This window comes from Vibrio sp. 10N.286.45.E10 (assembly GCF_002874195.2).
Taxonomy (GTDB): Bacteria; Pseudomonadota; Gammaproteobacteria; order Enterobacterales; family Vibrionaceae; genus Vibrio; species Vibrio crassostreae.
The window spans coordinates 145324-164424 of record NZ_MCWD02000001.1 but is presented as its reverse complement, the minus strand read 5'-3'; the positions used below and the strand labels follow the sequence as shown (position 1 = coordinate 164424).

Below are 19101 nucleotides of genomic sequence, written 5' to 3'. Positions count from 1 at the left end.
TATACGGAGCATCACAATGAAATCATTAACCTCTATGAGGCTGTTTAAGCTGATTAGTGTTTCGCTACTTACACTGTCTCTGTCTGGCTGTGCTGGCATTTTCATTGCTGGTGCGGCAACCACAGCAAATCTAGTCACTGACACGCGAACCACCAAAGAAATTTGGAACGACAACAATATCGAGTTTGAAGTTGCAGCTATCACTAATAAACAACCCTACCGTGGTAGCGTGCGTGTCACTGCAAGTTCTTACCGCGGCTCTGTGGTGTTAATGGGGCAAGCAAAAACAGACGCTGAACGTCGTGCTTTTGAGAGCCAAGCCAAAGAAGTAACCGGTGTCGAAAGCATACATAACCAGATTCGAGTGAAAGAGCCATTATCGGTTAGCGCGATTAGCAAAGACAGCTGGATTACGACTAAAGTGAAGTCAGCTCTGCTTGCTAATGCTGAGCTTAACGGCATCAAAGTAAAAGTAATTACTGAGGACTCAGAAGTATTCCTGCTTGGACTGGTCACTCGAGAGCATGCTGATATCGCAACAGAAGTTGCGCGTAACATCTCTGGCGTAAAGCAGGTCATTCGAGCATTTGAATATGGTGAAGAAGAGACGGCTGTTAACTAGCCTTAAGTCAGTCAATTAAATGCTATTTACCAGAAAAGAAAAAGCAGCGACGAGTCGCTGCTTTTTTATTTGATTCGTTATTTAACTAACGTTATTTGATAACACGAAGGCTTGGGCGACCTTTCGCTGGACGAGGTGGCTCAGGATCTGAGTCAGGCTCTTCAGCATCTACGTCTGCCGTTGCTACGCTCAAAGATGGGCCTTTTTCTGGTTCTTCAAAAGGACTTTCTTCAATCCCTTCTTCAAACGCTTCCATGTAAGCCTCTTCAGGTTCAAACATGGTACCAGCACCATTTTCACGAGCATAAATCGCTTGTACTGCGTAAAGCGGAACGATCACAGAGTGTGGACGACCACTAAAGCGAGCACTAAACGTCACAGCTTCGTTACCCAGTTCAAGTTGTCCAACCGCACGAGGCGCGATGTTCAGAATGATCTGACCATCTTGAACAAACTCTTCTGGAACTCGCACACCCGGCAATGTTGCTTCAACAACAAGGTGTGGAGTTAATTCGTTATCAACCAGCCATTCATAAAATGCACGAAGCATATATGGTCGGCGTGGAGTCATATTAGAAATATCCATAAACGCTTAGCGAACAAGTCGCATCTCACGCTCAGCTTCAGTTAGAGAAGCTAGGAATGAATCACGTTCGAATACGCGGTTCATGTAAATCTTAAGCTCTTTAGAACCAGGACCAATTAGTTCGATACCAAGCTCAGGTAAACGCCATAGTAGCGGAGCTAGGTAACAATCAATTAGGCTAAACTCTTCGCTCATGAAGTATTCATACTCAGCGAAGATAGGAGCAAGAGTCAGTAGGTCGTTGCGCAGTTTAACGCGAGCTGCTTCAGATTCTTCAGCATTGCCTTTAACGATCTTCTCTGCAACTGAATACCAGTTACGCTCAATGCGGTACATCATTAGACGACTGTTACCACGAGCAACCGGGTATACAGGCATCAATGGTGGATGAGGGAAACGCTCATCTAGGTATTCCATGATGATCTTTGAGTCATATAGAGCAAGCTCACGATCAACAAGAGTAGGTACTGATTTGTACGGGTTCAGTTCAACAAGCTCTGCTGGTAGATTTTTTTCATCAACCAACTCAACTTCAACACTTACGCCTTTTTCAGCAAGAACGATGCGCACCTGATGGCTATACATATCAGAAGCACTTGAGAAAAGAGTCATTACAGAACGTTTATTGGCAGCTACAGCCATGGAGCCCTCCAGTACACTTTAAATAAAAACAATGGAGGCCTAAAGCCTCCATTGAACATTAACATAATTTGGGAATTAGCACGGTATTATAGCACAATTAGTGCACATCACGCCAATACTCTTTCTTCAGCAAAATCACGATGATAGTGAATATTACTAAGAAGGCCATTACCCACCAACCCATAGCGTGACGCTCAAGTTGAACTGGGTCGCCCGAGTAAACCAAAAAGTTAACAAGGTCACGAACCGCTTCGTCGTATTCACCAGCACTTAGTTCACCAGAACCGTCAGTTTCAGTACCAACAACAACCGTCACTTCCTCGCCATCTACCATATGCGTATCGTAGATTGGTGTTGGGATACCTTGTAGCTCTTCAAGAACGTGCGGCATACCTACACTTGGGAAAACAATGTTGTTCACGCCAAACGGACGAGACGGATCTTCATAGAATGTACGAAGGTAAGTGTACAGCCAATCTGCGCCACGAACACGAGCAACCAAAGTTAGGTCAGGTGGCGGAGCACCAAACCAACTTGCCGCTTGCTCAGAAGGCATAGCGTTAACCATCAAGCTACCAATTTTCGCCTCTGGGTCGAAAATCAGGTTTTCCTTCATTAGATCAACAGGGATCTCTAAATCATTCGCAACACGTTCATAACGCTGGTACTGCGTTGAGTGACAAGCGAAACAGTAGTTCATGAACATCTTAGCGCCATTTTGCAATGAAGCTTTGTCTGTTAAGTCATTGTTCGCTTTGTCTAATGGTACGTTTGCACCCGCTGCCATCGCCAATGACGGCAACATAGCAAATAAAATTACAATCCACTTTTTCATTTGAATGTCACCCTTTCTGGTAATGGTTTCGTCGCTTCATTTTTACTGTAGAACCACAGTAGAACGAAGAACATGAAATAACCTAAGCTAAAGATTTGAGCCAGTAGCGTGTATGTTGGCGTTGCTGGAAGCGCACCAAGTACACCAAGCGCAATAAAGCTTATTGTGAATTGGATGATGTTAATCAAATGCAGTTTGCTACGGTAACGGTAAGAGCGCACTTTACAACGGTCGAACCATGGCAATAGGAATAACACAACAATAGATGCACCCATTGCTACTACACCTAGCAGCTTATCAGGAACAGCACGAAGTACAGCGTAGAACGGCGTGAAGTACCAAACTGGAGCAATATGCTCAGGTGTTTTCAGCGGATTCGCGGCTTCAAAGTTAGGCGGCTCAAGGAAGTATCCACCCATTTCTGGGTTAAAGAACAGCACGTAACAGAACAAGAATAGGAAACCAGCAACACCTACCATGTCTTTCACCGTCCCGTATGGGTGGAAAGGAATAGAGTCGATGATGTCGTATTTCTTAGTGTAATCCTTATGGAATGGGAACTGAGTTTTGTAATCGTCGCCCATTGTACCTTTAGGAAGCTTAGTCTCGATACCATCTGGGTTGTTCGAACCCACTTCGTGCAGTGCTAGTACGTGAAGTACGATAAGTAGCAGAAGTACGATTGGTAGAGCGATAACGTGCAGTGCGAAGAAACGGTTCAGCGTTGCACCAGATATGATGTAGTCACCACGGATCCAAAGCGTTAGGTCATCACCAATAACAGGAATCGCACCAAACAAAGAAATGATTACCTGAGCACCCCAGTAAGACATTTGACCCCATGGTAGTAGGTAACCCATGAAAGCCTCAGCCATAAGCACTAAGAAGATCAACATACCGAAGATCCAAAGTAGCTCACGAGGTTTTTGGTAAGAACCGTAGATTAGGCCACGGAACATATGCAGGTAGATAACAACGAAGAATGCCGAAGCACCCGTTGAGTGCATGTAACGCAGTAACCAACCGTATTCCACATCACGCATGATGTATTCAACAGAAGCAAATGCACCCTCACCTGACGGTACGTAGTTCATTGTTAGCCAAATACCCGTAAGAATTTGGTTAACCAGTACCAACATTGCTAAAGAACCGAAAAGGTACCAAAAGTTAAAGTTCTTAGGCATTGGGTATTCAGATAAATGCTTTTTATAAGCATTCATCGCGGGTAGACGTTTCTCTACCCAATCAAGCAATCCTTGCATTACGCGTCTCCCTCGTCCACACCGATCATGATCTTAGTGTCACTCAAATACATATGCTTTGGTACAACAAGATTCAATGGAGCTGGTACGCCTTGGAATACTCGACCTGCCATATCAAACTTTGAACCATGACAAGGACAGAAGAAACCAGACTTAACACCCTGAACTTGCTCTGCAAAAGAATCCGGCAGGTAAGTTGGAGAACAACCTAAGTGCGTACAGAAACCAACAGCAACGAAGAATTCAGGCTTAATTGAACGGAACTCGTTCTGCGCGTATTCAGGTTGTTGTTCAGTTTCAGATTGAGGGTCACGAAGTTGACCACCGATCGCTTTTAGGTTCTCTAGTACCGACTCAGCACGGCGTACAACCCATACAGGTTTACCTTGCCACTCGACACGAACCATTTGTCCCGGTTCTAACTTACTGACTTCCACTTCCACCGGTGCGCCCGCAGCTTTCGCCTTGGCACTCGGATTCCATGATTTAATAAAAGGCACGGCTACAGCAGCTGCTCCTAAACCACCAACAACGGCTGTTGTTGCGGTTAAGAAACGCCTGCGACCGTTATTTAAAGGCGCGTTGCTCATCCAAACATTCTCCCATTTGCTCCTTATGGATTGAAATAATTCCGATTAAAGAGCATGGCTAACAAAATATGTATTTAGTTCTATTTATTGACGGCAAATGATAAATAAAACCCTACTTTTTGACAAGATAAAGCTACCTTTTTGTAACAATCATGAGGCAAAGCGCACATTGGGTTACAAAAGCTTTCAAAATATAAGAATTTAGAAATAAAACGAGGGAGGGAAAGCGTTTAGAGGGGATATAAAAACAAAAAGCCCGGCATATAGCCGAGCTTTGAACCACAATTCCAGTCGTAAAACTGGGAGCGTGTACTTTTTCGTAAAGAAAAATTAACGCTTAGAGAATTGAGGTTTACGACGTGCTTTACGTAGACCAACTTTCTTACGTTCAACGCAACGAGCGTCACGAGTAACGTAGCCAGCTGCACGTAGAGCAGGACGTAGAGTTTCATCGTACTCCATAAGAGCGCGAGTGATACCGTGGCGGATTGCGCCAGCTTGACCAGAAATACCACCACCAGAAACAGTGATGTAAAGGTCAAGTTTCTCAGTTAGTTCAACTAGCTCAAGAGGTTGCTTAACAACCATACGAGAAGTTGGACGACCGAAGTAAACATCAAGGCTACGCTTGTTGATTACGATCTCACCAGAGCCTGGTTTGATGAAAACACGAGCTGCTGAGCTTTTGCGACGACCAGTGCCGTAGTATTGATTCTCTGCCATTTTCATAATCCCCTTAGATGTCTAGTACTTGTGGCTGTTGAGCAACATGGTTGTGCTCAGTACCAGCGTACACTTTAAGCTTACGGTACATCGCGCGGCCTAGAGGACCACGTGGAAGCATACCTTTAACTGCTAGTTCTAGAACCATTTCTGGTTTCTTAGCAATTAGCTTTTCAAAAGTGATAGTTTTAAGACCACCTGGGAACTCAGAGTGACGGTAGTAAACCTTACCCTTAGCTTTGTTACCAGTTACAGCAACTTTCTCAGCGTTAACAACGATGATGTAATCACCAGTGTCTACGTGAGGAGTGTATTCTGCTTTGTGCTTGCCGCGTAGGCGAGAAGCGATTTCACTTGCTAGACGGCCAAGAGTTTTGCCTTCAGCGTCTACAACATACCAGTCGCGTTTTACAGTTTCTGGTTTAGCAACGAAAGTTTTCATGCTAATAATTACCTATTTAAAAAATTTACACTTAAGGAATACTCGCGTATTCCCACTGTCTAAGAGTTACCATTCATCACCCCTTCGAGTGTTGGAAAACTCTTGGCATAACGTGATTTTACTCATCGCTAGAGGCCCGCAGTAACGGTAGGTCGCAGGATTATAGAGAAGAGCGAAGAAAAAATCACCTCTTTTTGAACAAAATCACGATTTTTTTAATTCTATTTCTTATTCGAGATAATCAAAGCTAACTTAAGTGTTCTTTTGCCAAATATTCATGGCTCTGCATTTCAATTAAGCGCGATTGACAACGTTTAAATTCAAACTCTAGCTGACCATGGGTGTATAGCTTTTCTAGCTCCACTTGCGCTGAAATAATCAGTTTCACATTGCGCTCATAGAACTCATCAACTAATGCAATGAAGCGCCTTGCAGCATCATCTGAAGTCGCCCCCATTTGCAATACATCCGCCAATAGAACCGTGTGATAAACCCGAGACAACTCAATATAGTCGTTCTGGCTACGAGCCGACTGACAAAGCTGAGCAAAAGTACCATGCAACACCCCATCACTCGCTTCGACTACTTCTAATTGACGGTGATTAACCTCAATCTGCTTAAGCTTCTCTTTATCTTCACCTACGAGCTGAGCGTAATACTTTTCGAGATTGATATTCGCTTGGCTATCTAGCGGGTAATGGTAAATCTCTGCTTGCTCTAAAGTACGCAGACGATAATCAATACCGCTATCAACATTAAGAATGTGGCAGTTGTCTTGAATAAGCTTAATGGCAGGTAAGAAACGCGCTCTCTGTAACCCGTTACGATATAGATCCGCAGGGGGAATATTAGAGGTCGCGACCAAGATAACGTTGCGAGCGAACAACTCTTGGAACAAAGTTCCTAGGATCATCGCATCAGTGATGTCTGAAACAAAGAATTCGTCGAAACAGATAATGTCCGCTTCTTCCTTCAACTTGTCTGCCACTAAAGGCAATGGATCGCTAACATTACCTAGCGCCTTTAGTTCATCATGAACTCGATACATAAAGCGATGAAAGTGAACCCGCATTTTTTTAGTGGTCGGTAAGGCGTCGTAGAACGTATCCATTAGATAAGTTTTACCGCGCCCTACGCCTCCCCAGAAATAGAGACCTTTCGGTGGCTGTGGCAATTCTGGTTTTTTGCCCAATAATTTCTGGAATCGAGTTAGTTGAGGAATAGGCGTATTCATGTAATCTTGGAATTGATGAAAGAGTTCATCTAAAGACTTAACTGCTTGCTCTTGTGCTGGATCTCTTTGAAATCCATGTTCTTTTATATCTTGTTCGTATTTTTTAATGGGATTCATGACGACATTTCCACAATGAAAGCGATATCAGACAGCAAATAAAAATGAGCCCAAACAGTACGAGAAATAACGTAACGTGGTGAATAATGCAGCATCAAACTGCTAACTAGCGCACACGCATTTCTCTTTATACTGCGGCTTTCTCATAGTACCATGGAGCCGTATCACGTGTAACTAAGCAGTAACAAACATGTTAAAAAACAATAATAAGGAGCTGTTATGCCTTGGATGTATGCCGTTGCCGGTTTACTAGTCGGAGTTATTTTAGGGGTCGCCATTTCTCGTCTTATGACACCTGAATACAAAAAACAAAAGAACGTACAGAAAGAATTAGATAGCGCAAAGTTTGCCCTAGAACAGCAGCGACAAGAGCTGGCTGACCACTTTGCGAAATCAGCAGAAATGTTGGACACCTTAGGTAAGGACTACACGAAACTGTACCAACACATGGAAAAAACAAGCTCAGAGCTGATTCCTAACCTGCCAGAGCAAGACAACCCGTTTGTAAAAACAGCCGCTGCTCATTCGGATAAGCCACAAGATAAGTCTTCAGTTAAAGAGTCGACGCTTGAAGAACAACCGAAAGATTACGCTAATGGCGCAACGGGTTTATTTACCGAGCAGAAGAAAGAAATCATGGATGCTCCCGATGTCGTTACAGCAAAAGCATCGTAAACATTTAACACTTCTGTGAACTTTACAAAGGTTTTTGAGTCATAACTTTCACTCAGGTCATTTGAAACTTCTCATACTTATTACACGTAGTGAGAGGGGTAAGACCTTAACTAGAGAGGAGTTTATGATGAAAAAACCTTTGCTTGCTTTATCAGTACTGACTTTAAGCTTAAGTTCAATCATCACCCCCATTCAAGCAACGGCCGCACTACCATTAAGTGTGGGTAATGAACAATTACCAAGCCTCGCGCCTATGCTTGAACAAGTGACCCCCGCTGTGGTTAGTATTGCCGTAGAAGGCAAACAGGTACAACGCCAGCAAATCCCTGAACAATTCCAATTCTTTTTTGGTCCAGAACAAACACGAGAGCGCCCATTCCGCGGATTAGGCTCTGGTGTGATCATTGATGCCAAGAAAGGCCATATCGTGACTAACTACCATGTGATTAATGGTGCTGACGATATCAAAGTAAAACTTCATGATGGTCGAGAATACGATGCCGAACTTATCGGTGGCGACCAGATGTCGGATATCGCGCTGCTTAAACTAGAAGAAGCCAAGAACCTTACTCAGATAAAAGTGGCAGACTCAGACAAGTTAAGAGTTGGTGATTTTAGTGTCGCAATTGGTAACCCATTTGGACTTGGTCAAACCGTGACATCAGGTATTGTTTCTGCGCTTGGTCGTAGCGGCCTGAATCTAGAGAACTTTGAGAACTTCATTCAGACCGATGCGGCAATCAACAGCGGTAACTCTGGTGGTGCGCTAGTTAACCTCAACGGTGAACTGATTGGTATCAATACTGCCATTCTTGGCCCTAACGGAGGTAATGTCGGTATCGGCTTTGCAATCCCATCCAATATGATGAAAAACCTGACAGAACAAATTCTCGATTTCGGTGAAGTAAAACGCGGCATGCTGGGCGTTCAAGGTGGAGAGATCACCTCAGAACTAGCAGAAGCACTCGGTTATGAATCAAGTAAAGGCGCCTTCGTTAGCCAAGTCGTGCCGGACAGTGCAGCCGATGATGCAGGCCTGAAAGCGGGTGACATTATTGTCTCTATTAATGGTAAACGTATTGATACTTTCAGTGAATTAAGAGCTAAAGTCGCTACACTCGGTGCAGGTAAAGAAATCGAACTGGGCGTGGTTCGCGACGGCAAGAACAAAACCTTTGATGTGACTCTGGGTGAATCAACCAACAGCAAGACACAAGCTGAAAAACTGCATGAAGGCTTAGCTGGTGCAGAGCTCACCAACACAACAGACAGCGACTCAGCAACGGGCGTGAAAGTGTCAAGTGTGGCTCAAGGCTCACCAGCAGAAGCTTATCAACTTCTCAAAGACGACATCATTATTGGCGTCAATCGCCAAACCGTTAAGAACCTTGCTGAATTTAGAGATATTCTTGAGAAACAGCCGGGCGTACTAGCGCTAAATATCCAACGTGGCGACAGAACTATCTACCTCGTTATTAGATAGTCATACGTCAACGTAATAACAGGGAGGCTCGGTAAGTTTGCTTTAAACTTACTCAGTCTCCCTTTTCTTTAGATGAATCAAAATGCTATGCTTCACTAGTAATCAAGTCAGTCATCCATCTACGGAGGCTTCACACCTTACTTGTTGAAGAGGGAAACATGCTGTCCTTTCTATTTCGTTCTATTTCCCTTGGACTCGTTTCAGCGGCTCTGATTCTTCTCGCTTTTCCAAGCTTAAGACCAGCTATTGTTGCAGATGTCACTAACCCTAAAGTCGACAATATTGGCTCTCTTCAGATTTCATTCAATCAAGCAGTACGCCGCGCGGCACCTGCCGTGGTTAATATTTATAGCCGTAAATACGCCGAAGATGATCGTAACAAGCTACTGACTCAAGGTTTGGGGTCTGGGGTGATTGTTAGCGAGAAAGGCTACATCATTACCAACTTCCATGTTGTGGCTCAAGCAGACCAAATAGTTGTGGCCCTTCAAGATGGCCGAGTAGCAGCAGCGCAACTTGTCGGCTCAGACAAACGCACCGATATCGCGATACTGAGAGTCAGCGGTGACAACCTACCAGTAATCCCATTAAACCCAAGCTACAAAGCCAATGTTGGTGATGTGGTACTGGCGATAGGTAATCCATATAACCTAGGTCAAACAACAACCTTTGGTATCATCTCTGCAACTGGCCGCTCTTCGATCAGTGCTGATGGTCATCAAGCCTTTATCCAGACCGATGCAGCAATCAATGAAGGTAACTCAGGTGGTGCACTGGTGAATTCACAAGGTGAGCTAGTCGGTATCAATACCGCCTCTTTCCAACAAGCTACCGACATGGAAACCTATGGGATCTCATTCGCTATCCCCTATCCGCTTGCTAATAAAATCATGGAGAAGATCATCGCCGATGGCCGTGTAATTCGTGGTTATATCGGTATCGATGGACAAGACATCAACTCTGTCACCTCACGCATGTTGGGTACTAAGAATATCGGCGGTATTGTTGTGTTAGGTATCGATCCAAATGGCCCCGCTGCGGATGCCGGTTTTGAAGCTCAAGACATTATTGTAAGTATCAATAATAACCAGGTAAATGGTCGTCAGAGTGTGATGGATACTGTTACTGATTTGCGTCCAGGTACCGAGATTGATGTGGGAATCTTACGCCAAGGTGAAAACAAAACCCTCAAAGTGACAATTGCTGAAGATACTCGCCTGTAGAACAAACGCTGTTAGCAGTGGTTCAAGCTGCTAGATTTAAGCTGCTAATAAACAAATACAAAAAACCCAGCTCACAGGCTGGGTTTTCTTTTATCTAAAGATAGTATCAGGTATCTCTACGATTCACTTGGCTCTTCGATATCGATGCGAGTCACTCGCTGTAAACCTCTTGGTAGTAGGCCACCACGGCGACCACGTTCACCACGGAAGTTTTCAAGGTCAGCAGGCTTCAAGCCAAGCTTGCGTTTACCGGCGTAGATAGTCAGCGTCGCATTCTCTGGGATAGCCATCAAGTGCGAGACAAACTCTTCACGCTCTTTTGCTTTCGCCGAAGGGATGTTGATGATCTTGTTGCCTTTACCCTTGCTCAACTGAGGTAGGTCTTTAATAGGGAACAACAACATACGGCCTTGGTTAGTAATCGCCAGAATCTGGTTACTATCTAAATCAGCAATCGGACTTGGCATCATCACTTCAGAAGCTTGTGGCAAGTTAACCAACGCTTTACCGCTCTTGTTCTTAGATAGCAGGTCGCTACCCTTACAAACAAAGCCATAACCTGCATCAGAACCGACTAACCATAATTGCTCATTCTCTCCCATCACCACTTGGCGAATAGAAGTACCTGGGCTGACGTTCAAGCGGCCTGTAATTGGCTCACCTTGGCTACGTGCCGACGGTAATGAGTGTGATTCAAGGGAGTAGCTTCGGCCATCACTGCCAAGGAACACCGCTTGTTGATTACTCTTACCCTTAGCGCTCGCTAGGAATTTATCACCTGATTTATAGTTCAAGCCTTCAGCATCAACCTCATGCCCTTTGGCATGACGAATCCAACCTTTTTCAGACAACACAACTGTGATTGGTTCGCTTGGTACTAAGTCACGCTCTGTTAGCGCTTTCGCTTCAGCACGCTCAATCAGAGGTGAACGACGATCATCGCCGTATTTATCCGCATCTGCTTGGATTTCTTTCTTGATCAGCGTATTCAAGCGACGCTCTGAACCGAGTAGCTTTTCAAGCTTTTCACGTTCAGCTTCAAGCTCTTCTTGCTCAGCTCGGATTTTAAACTCTTCTAACTTAGCTAAGTTACGAAGTTTAATATCAAGAATCGCATTAGCTTGAACTTCAGAAATGTTGAAACGGCTCATAAGGACAGGACATGGTTCGTCTTCTGTACGAATGATCTCAATCACTTCATCGATATTAAGATAAGCAGCAAGTAAGCCTTCTAAGATGTGCAAACGTGCCAGTACTTTATCTAAACGGTACTGCAAACGACGACGAACTGTTGTGCGGCGGAACTCGATCCACTCTTTCAGGATTTGAACTAAGCCTTTAACCTGAGGACGGTTATCTAAACCAATCATGTTCAAGTTAACGCGGAAGTTTTTCTCTAGATCCGTCGACGCGAACAGGTGACTCATCAATTGATCACAATCGATACGATTCGAACGAGGAACGACAACGATACGCGTTGGGTTCTCGTGATCAGATTCATCGCGCAAGTCGTCAACCATTGGCAGCTTCTTAGCACGCATCTGGTTAGCAATTTGCTCAAGTAACTTTGCACCTGACACTTGATGAGGTAAAGCCGTGATAACAATATCAGAGCCTTCCTTGTGCCAAACCGCGCGCATCTTGATGCTGCCACGTCCAGTACGGTAGATCTTTTCGATATCCGATTTCGGAGAGATAATCTCAGCTTCTGTCGGGTAATCTGGACCTTGAATGAAACCCATCACATCTGAAAGCTCAGACTTAGGCGTATCAATTAGGTGAATGGCTGCATTAGCGACTTCACGCACGTTGTGTGGTGGAATATCGGTCGCCATACCTACCGCGATACCAGTGATACCGTTAAGCAGGATATGTGGAAGACGAGCAGGCAACATTTGAGGCTCTTTCATCGTGCCATCAAAGTTTGGTTGCCAGTCAACAGTGCCTTGACCTAACTCGCCTAGCAGAACTTCAGCAAACTTAGACAGTTTTGCTTCGGTATAACGCATTGCAGCGAACGATTTCGGATCATCAGGAGCCCCCCAGTTACCTTGACCATCTACTAATGGGTAGCGGTAAGAGAACGGCTGCGCCATCAATACCATCGCTTCGTAACAAGCAGAGTCACCGTGTGGGTGATACTTACCTAATACGTCACCAACGGTACGTGCTGATTTTTTGTATTTCGATGCAGCCGATAAGCCCAGCTCAGACATCGCGTAGATAATACGACGCTGTACTGGCTTCAAGCCATCACCGATATACGGCAATGCACGATCCATGATCACGTACATTGAGTAATTTAAGTAGGCATCTTCGGTGAACTTGCGCATTGGCAGCTGTTCAACGCCATCATATGTAATTTCGTTAGACATCCATTATACCTCGGCCATATCACCGTTAGTCTGTAGCCATGTACGGCGATCATCTGCACGTTTCTTACCAAGCAGCATGTCCATCATCTCGTTAGTCGCTTCGCTGTCATCAATCGTTAACTGAACAAGGCGACGAGTGTTTGGATCCATGGTGGTTTCACGCAACTGAAGTGGGTTCATTTCACCCAGACCTTTGAATCGTTGCACGTTGATCTTGGCTTTCTTCTGCGATAGTCGCTCAAGCACACCGTCTTTCTCTGCGTCATCGAGTGCGTAGAACACTTCTTTACCGCAATCGATACGATACAGAGGAGGCATTGCCACATAGATATGGCCCGCTTCAACCAAAGCATGGAAATGGCGAGTAAACAATGCACATAACAGTGTCGCGATATGAAGACCATCCGAGTCCGCATCGGCAAGAATACAGATCTTACCGTAACGCAGGCCTGATAAGTCATCGTTGTCCGGGTCGATACCCAGAGCTACCGAGATATCGTGCACTTCTTGCGAAGCCAATACTTGGTCTGCCGACACTTCCCACGTATTTAGGATCTTACCGCGAAGTGGCATCACCGCTTGGAACTCACGGTCACGCGCTTGTTTAGCAGAACCACCCGCCGAGTCCCCTTCCACGAAGAAGATTTCAGTACGGCTTAAATCTTGAACCGAACAATCCGTTAGCTTACCCGGCAGTGCTGGGCCTGAGGCGATTTTCTTACGCACAACCTTTTTGCTTGCGCGCATACGGCGGTGGGCATTCGCAATACAAGCTTCTGCCAACTGTTCTGCCAGTTGTGGCTTTTCGTTCAGCCACAGGCTAAAGGCATCTTTTACCACACCAGAAACAAACGCAGCGGTTTGACGCGAAGACAAGCGTTCTTTTGTTTGACCTGCAAACTGCGGATCTTGCATCTTCACCGATAGTACGTACGAACAGCGATCGAAAATATCGTCGCCAGTTAGCTTAACGCCGCGTGGTAACAAGTTCCGGAATTCACAGAACTCACGCATTGCATCAAGCAAACCTTGGCGAAGACCGTTTACGTGTGTACCACCTTGTTTAGTCGGTACTAAGTTCACATAACTCTCGGTGATCATATCACCGCCTTCTGGCTGCCAGATGATCGCCCAGTTTGCCATTTCGGTTTCAGCAACGAATTCGCCAACATAAGGTTCTTCAGGCAGCAAGGTATAACCTTTCACGCCTTCGGCAAGGTAATCTTTTAGGCCATCTTCATAGAACCATTTATGCTCTTCGCCACCGACTTTGTCGATAAAGGTAATTTCTAAACCTGGGCAAAGCACTGCTTTTGCACGTAGATTGTTAATCAAACGAAGTGTCGAGAATTTAGGGCTATCAAAGTACTTAGGATCAGGCCAGAAATGTACTGATGTACCACTGTTACGATGACCACAAGTGCCCGTTACAGTAAGCTCTGTTACTGCATGACCGCCTTCAAGTGCGATCTCGTGAACCTGACCTTCTCGGCGTACGGTCACTTCAACACGTTTTGACAGCGCGTTTACTACCGAGATACCTACACCGTGCAGACCACCAGAGAACTTGTAGTTGTTGTTCGAGAATTTACCACCAGAGTGGAGCTTTGTTAAAATCAGCTCAACACCTGAGATCCCTTTTTCTGGGTGAATATCGACAGGCATACCACGGCCGTCATCGGTAACTTCTAACGATTGGTCTGCATGAAGCACAACTTTGATTTTCTTAGCGTGTCCCGCTAGTGCTTCATCGACCGAGTTATCAATGACTTCTTGGGCAAGGTGGTTAGGTCTTTCTGTCTCGGTATACATTCCTGGGCGGTGTCGCACAGGATCGAGACCTTCAAGTACCTCGAGGTCTTTTGCATTATATTGTTCAGTCATAATACGGAGTTTACTCAAAAAGTTTGCGTCAGTTCGCTGGCTCCAGTTTCACTAAAGCAGAATCATTACTATGAACCGTCATAGTAGAGCGAACGAGCGAAGTATTGGGGAATATAGTCTGGAAGCTGAGTAATGATGTCAAGCTAGTTCAAAAACTAAGACATCAAACTATGATATTTCACCATTGATAGATGAAATAACAGGCAAACAAGAGAAAATCACTTGGTTGGTGGAACAGATTAAAGATTTAGAAAGGTGATGATTTGTTGTGGGTAGCGTTCAAAATCAACAAAGCTATGATCCCCGCCCTCTTCTACTGTCTGTGTTGCACCTTGGTACTTCTCTACCGCTTGTCGGTAATCCAGAACTTCGTCTTCCGTTTGCTGAAGTAACCAGAAGTCGCTCGGCTTAGCGATAGCCGAAACCTCTAACGCCTTCAGTTCATCAATATGTTTTGTTTCCAGTACATATCGTTCATCTGTGTATGGGTTTACTTGTTCACCTAAATAGTCAGCAAGAAGCTCATACGGCTTCACTGCAGGGTTTACAACCACCGCTTTAAAACCATAGTGGCTATTCAGCCATGTTGAAAGATAGCCACCTAGTGAGCTACCGACCAACGCTATCTGATATTGCTCTTTGTATTGCTCCACCAGCTGTTGCAAATGAAGTGCCGCTTGCTTAGGGAGACTCGGCAGTTGAGGCGTTACGACTTTAATATCAGCGCGATGCTCCGCACAGTAATCTGCCATCACATTCGCTTTATGAGAACGTGATGAACTGTTAAACCCGTGAATATAGAGAAGCAGCGATGGCTTAGTCGCTTGCTGATTAGAGCCTAACATCAATAACAACCTTCATTAATAACCAGCGGCTTCAAAATCAGGCAAGAACTGCCCATGAGGCAAACGACGAACTTGCGTGCTGACCGTTCCGTCTTGATGTAATTCAATCTCTCTCCAGCCCGGAGACAAAGTATCTACCGCGAAGTCATCTGAGTTAGGTTTGAATTGCACACAAGTCGACGGTGTTGCCATGACTTGTACACCATAATGATCTCGATTCATGTCTTGATGAACGTGACCACACAATACTGCTTTGACATTGGTGTGCTGTTGAACCACATCCCAAAATTGATCGGCGTCTTTTAGGTTATGCTGATCCAACCATGCACTGCCAACCAGCAATGGATGGTGATGCAATAGAACCAAAGTATTACGTTCAGGGAATTCCGTCAGCTTTTGTTCTAACAGATCAAGCTGTTGATCGCTAAGGCGACCATGAGGCACACCAACCACCTGCGAGTCTAGCATCACCATCTGCCAGTTATCGCCTAGCAAGACATGCTCAACACACTGTATTTGTGGTGATGGTAAAACACTGCCCATATTAGGCTTAAAGTCATGGTTCCCTGGCAGCCAATAGCATGGCTTTTCCAAAGGTTGAATCCCTGACTCAAATTTCTGGTACGACTCAGCACTGTGATCTTGAGAGATATCACCGGTTGCTAAAATCGCTTGATAGTCAAAACCCTGACTAACAATACCATCGACTACAGCACGAAAGCTATCTTGAGTGTTGATGCTTAATAAGCTGCCATTGCTCGGCGCAAACAAATGCGTGTCCGTTAGCTGCACAAGCTTAATAGTGCTCTCATCAAATTTTGAAGTGTGTGATAATTCCAAAATAACAAATCCAGATACGTTACTGTTTAGACTTTAAAAGTGTTGATAAATAGGCTCAATTAAAAGGTAATTGGGGTTCGGCTGATACCCGTTTTTAAACAAAACGTTAACCATTCCCCAAGAAATTTATTCAATTGAAATTTCTCGTCCTTTTGCAGAAGCTTAGTGTTGGGATAGTCATATTTCGCTTTGACTCTTGAAAAATCCCCGCTAGCGCACACTTCTGCAACTCGAGCGTCGTGATATAGCCTGACAGACATTTTTGGCAAAGGAAACACTGGCATCGCGTCACTCTGACATATATCTATTAATGTGGTGTATTTTGTGACCTCATTCACTGTCAATTGATACACCATATTAACGGCTTGGTAACAGCGAACGTCACCAACTTCATGTCCAACCGGTAACAAAGCGTTCAGTTTGGCATAGTTCGTCTCGTAAACTCGCATCAATTCAGCAAGATCAACATGATACGGTTTCTTGACTGCTATATTTGGCATGACGTTAATCTATCCACTCTGACTGTAATTCTTGGTAGTTCAATTGTAGCCACTGTAGCGCAATGATCGTGGCTCCATTTTCAAACACACCGTCTTTTACCAACTGATAAGCAGTTTCACGACTCATCACTTGTACGCGAATGTCTTCACCTTCGTAGTCCAATCCGTGTACCCCTTTGGCTGTCGTTGCATCAACACAGCCAACAAAGACGTCGAGCTTTTCTGAGCAACCACCAGATGAAGGGTAATACGAAGTAATAGGCAACACAGATCCGACTTCGACCCCGGCTTCTTCCATCGCTTCACGACGAGCGACATCTTGTGGTGATTCATCGGTATCAATGATCCCAGCAACAATTTCGTATTGCCATGGGGTCTCATGCTCTAGAGCACCGACACGGATCTGTTCGACGATCACAACTTCGTCACGCACAGGATCATAAGGTAGCAAAGCAGCAGCATGTCCACGCTCAAACATCTCACGCTCTATTGGTCGGCTCCAGCCGCCCTCAAACAGTCTATGTTTAAATGTGTACTTAACCATTTTGAAAAAACCACGAAACAGCGTCTCTTTTGAGACTATTTCCACATCTTGCGGAGTAAACTCATGTCGTTGATTGTCATACTGTTGCATTTGGTACCTCACTAAGTGATCTTTATAGTTTACTCATTGTCCGAGTTAACTACCAAGGATAAGGTTCAACTTTTTATATAAAATTTATAATTAAAGTTAAGTTTTAAAAAATAAATATTGCACAAGTGGACAGTTAACTGTAAAAAAGTGCAAAGTTTCGAGTAAATTACCACCAAACTGGGTTAAACTCTTTTAAAGAAAACTCCATAAAAGGCAGGAATAGGAAAATGAAAAAACTGCTTCCACTATTTATCAGTGCAGCAATTGGCAGCCTGAGTTCGTCAGCTTTTGCTGATACGCTAGCTGAAGTTTACGACCAAGCAAAACAGAACGATCCACAACTTCTTCGTTCAGCAGCGCAGCGCGATGCCGCTTTTGAAGCAGTAACGTCAAGCCGTAGTGATTTGCTACCACAAATTAACCTAACAGCAAACTACGACATTAATCGTGGTGATCGAGATACATCAGGTGTTGGTAATTCAAGCATTGATAACAACACTTGGGGAGCTGCTATCGGCTTCAGCCAAGAGCTTTATCAGCGCTCTTCATGGATCACACTAGATACGGCAGAGAAAACCGCTCGTCAATCTGATTCAGCTTACGCGGCAGAACAACAAGCCTTGATTCTTCGTGTTGCGACAGCATATTTCGAAGTACTTCGCGCTCAAGATAACCTAGAATTTGTTCGTGCAGAGAAAGCAGCAGTTGCTCGTCAACTAGAGCAAACTAAACAGCGTTTTGAAGTAGGTCTTTCAGCAATCACCGATGTACATGATGCGCAAGCTCAGTACGATGGCGTTTTGGCTGATGAAGTTCTTGCAGAGAACGACCTAACGAATAGCTACGAAGGTCTACGTGAGATTACAGGTCAGGAACACTCTAACCTAAGCATCCTAGATACTGATCGTTTCTCAGCAAGCAAATCTTCTGAGTCTGCTGTTGCGCTTGTTGAACAAGCAGAACAAAAGAACCTTAGCTTATTGGCTGCACGTATCTCTCAAGACGTAGCAAAAGACAACATCTCTCTAGCAAGCTCTGGTCACCTACCAAGCTTAACACTAGATGGTAGCTACGCTCTTTCAGATCAATCAAACAGCACCCAAGATTACGACCAAGACAACCTAAACATTGGTTTGAACTTAGTTGTACCTCTATACACGGGTGGCAACACAACTTCATTGACTAAACAGGCTGAATACAACTACGTTGCAGCAAGTGAAGATCTAGAAGCGACTTACCGTAGCGTTGTAAAAGACGTACGTGCGTTCAACAACAACATCAGTGCTTCGATCGGTGCGCTACGCGCTTACGAACAATCTGTAGTTTCTGCTCAATCAGCTCTAGAAGCGACAGAAGCAGGTTTTGATGTGGGTACTCGTACTATCGTTGACGTACTAGATTCAACTCGTCGTCTATACGATGCGAACAAAAACCTTTCAGATGCTCGTTACAACTATATCCTAAGTGTACTTCAGCTTCGCCAAGCGGTTGGTACGCTAAGCGAACAAGACATCGTTGATGTAAACGCAGGTCTAAAAGTAGCAAGTAAGTAATTCAGAATTACTTAAGTTACAAAAATGCCGCTCATT

19 protein-coding genes are annotated in these 19101 nt (G+C 44.6%); 5 read left to right on the top strand and 14 right to left on the bottom strand.

From position 1 onward, the window contains the following. Window positions 1-16: 16 nt before the first annotated feature. Complete coding sequence (locus BCU34_RS00675) at window positions 17-622, top strand: BON domain-containing protein (protein WP_048658024.1); 606 nt, start codon at window positions 17-19, stop codon at window positions 620-622. A 91-nt stretch (window positions 623-713) separates the two neighbouring features. Here the strand turns inward: BCU34_RS00675 and sspB are convergent, their stop codons facing one another. From sspB to zapE, 8 genes are all read right to left on the bottom strand, one after another. After that, window positions 714-1208 (bottom strand): ClpXP protease specificity-enhancing factor, encoded by a 495-nt coding sequence (gene sspB / locus BCU34_RS00670; protein WP_017072808.1) that lies wholly within the window; start codon window positions 1206-1208, stop codon window positions 714-716. Window positions 1209-1214: 6 nt separating this feature from the next. Further along, on the bottom strand, window positions 1215-1850 hold the full coding sequence (sspA, locus tag BCU34_RS00665; RefSeq protein WP_009848943.1) for a stringent starvation protein SspA: 636 nt from the start codon (window positions 1848-1850) through the stop codon (window positions 1215-1217). A gap of 97 nt (window positions 1851-1947) precedes the next feature. After that, window positions 1948-2685, bottom strand: coding sequence for a cytochrome c1 (locus tag BCU34_RS00660; RefSeq protein ID WP_048658023.1), 738 nt, complete (start codon window positions 2683-2685; stop codon window positions 1948-1950). Continuing rightward, a complete protein-coding gene (locus tag BCU34_RS00655) occupies window positions 2682-3947 on the bottom strand; it encodes a cytochrome b (protein ID WP_009848941.1) in 1266 nt (421 codons plus the stop codon). The genes BCU34_RS00660 and BCU34_RS00655 overlap by 4 nt, the downstream gene beginning before the upstream one ends. Next, window positions 3947-4537, bottom strand: coding sequence for a ubiquinol-cytochrome c reductase iron-sulfur subunit (gene petA / locus BCU34_RS00650; protein ID WP_016797225.1), 591 nt, complete (start codon window positions 4535-4537; stop codon window positions 3947-3949). Before petA ends, BCU34_RS00655 begins: the two co-directional genes overlap by 1 nt. Before the next feature lie 330 nt (window positions 4538-4867). Beyond that, entirely contained in the window at window positions 4868-5260 is a 393-nt protein-coding gene (gene rpsI, locus BCU34_RS00645) for a 30S ribosomal protein S9 (protein WP_004740758.1), read from the bottom strand. Window positions 5261-5273: 13 nt separating this feature from the next. Beyond that, window positions 5274-5702, bottom strand: coding sequence for a 50S ribosomal protein L13 (rplM, locus tag BCU34_RS00640; protein ID WP_010434689.1), 429 nt, complete (start codon window positions 5700-5702; stop codon window positions 5274-5276). Between the two features lie 247 nt (window positions 5703-5949). Beyond that, on the bottom strand, window positions 5950-7053 hold the full coding sequence (gene zapE, locus BCU34_RS00635) for a cell division protein ZapE (protein ID WP_048662655.1): 1104 nt from the start codon (window positions 7051-7053) through the stop codon (window positions 5950-5952). A gap of 219 nt (window positions 7054-7272) precedes the next feature. Here zapE and zapG point away from each other — a divergent pair, with 219 nt between their 5' ends. The 3 genes from zapG to degS all read left to right on the top strand — a co-directional run bounded on the left by zapG (window position 7273) and on the right by degS (window position 10434). After that, a complete protein-coding gene (gene zapG / locus BCU34_RS00630; RefSeq protein ID WP_102480617.1) occupies window positions 7273-7728 on the top strand; it encodes a Z-ring associated protein ZapG in 456 nt (151 codons plus the stop codon). Between the two features lie 127 nt (window positions 7729-7855). Continuing rightward, on the top strand, window positions 7856-9211 hold the full coding sequence (locus BCU34_RS00625; protein WP_102480616.1) for a Do family serine endopeptidase: 1356 nt from the start codon (window positions 7856-7858) through the stop codon (window positions 9209-9211). 158 nt (window positions 9212-9369) lie between these two features. Next, on the top strand, window positions 9370-10434 hold the full coding sequence (gene degS / locus BCU34_RS00620) for an outer membrane-stress sensor serine endopeptidase DegS (protein ID WP_102480615.1): 1065 nt from the start codon (window positions 9370-9372) through the stop codon (window positions 10432-10434). Between the two features lie 116 nt (window positions 10435-10550). Here the strand turns inward: degS and parC are convergent, their stop codons facing one another. From parC to nudF, 6 genes are all read right to left on the bottom strand, one after another. Further along, a complete protein-coding gene (gene parC / locus BCU34_RS00615; RefSeq protein WP_048658018.1) occupies window positions 10551-12809 on the bottom strand; it encodes a DNA topoisomerase IV subunit A in 2259 nt (752 codons plus the stop codon). Between the two features lie 3 nt (window positions 12810-12812). After that, the gene (gene parE, locus BCU34_RS00610; protein WP_017061428.1) at window positions 12813-14693 is read right to left on the bottom strand and encodes a DNA topoisomerase IV subunit B; all 1881 of its coding nucleotides are present in this window, start codon (window positions 14691-14693) and stop codon (window positions 12813-12815) included. Window positions 14694-14932: 239 nt separating this feature from the next. Continuing rightward, window positions 14933-15538, bottom strand: a complete 606-nt coding sequence (yqiA, locus tag BCU34_RS00605) for an esterase YqiA (RefSeq protein ID WP_102480614.1) — start codon at window positions 15536-15538, stop codon at window positions 14933-14935. 15 nt (window positions 15539-15553) lie between these two features. Continuing rightward, complete coding sequence (gene cpdA / locus BCU34_RS00600; RefSeq protein WP_048658016.1) at window positions 15554-16378, bottom strand: 3',5'-cyclic-AMP phosphodiesterase; 825 nt, start codon at window positions 16376-16378, stop codon at window positions 15554-15556. Between the two features lie 59 nt (window positions 16379-16437). After that, window positions 16438-16878, bottom strand: coding sequence for a DUF1249 family protein (locus tag BCU34_RS00595; RefSeq protein ID WP_004736016.1), 441 nt, complete (start codon window positions 16876-16878; stop codon window positions 16438-16440). A gap of 4 nt (window positions 16879-16882) precedes the next feature. Continuing rightward, window positions 16883-17512 (bottom strand): ADP-ribose diphosphatase, encoded by a 630-nt coding sequence (nudF, locus tag BCU34_RS00590; RefSeq protein ID WP_102480613.1) that lies wholly within the window; start codon window positions 17510-17512, stop codon window positions 16883-16885. Window positions 17513-17739: 227 nt separating this feature from the next. Between nudF and tolC the strand changes: the two genes are divergently transcribed. Next, complete coding sequence (gene tolC, locus BCU34_RS00585; protein WP_048658014.1) at window positions 17740-19065, top strand: outer membrane channel protein TolC; 1326 nt, start codon at window positions 17740-17742, stop codon at window positions 19063-19065. The last annotated feature ends 36 nt before the right edge of the window (window positions 19066-19101 follow it).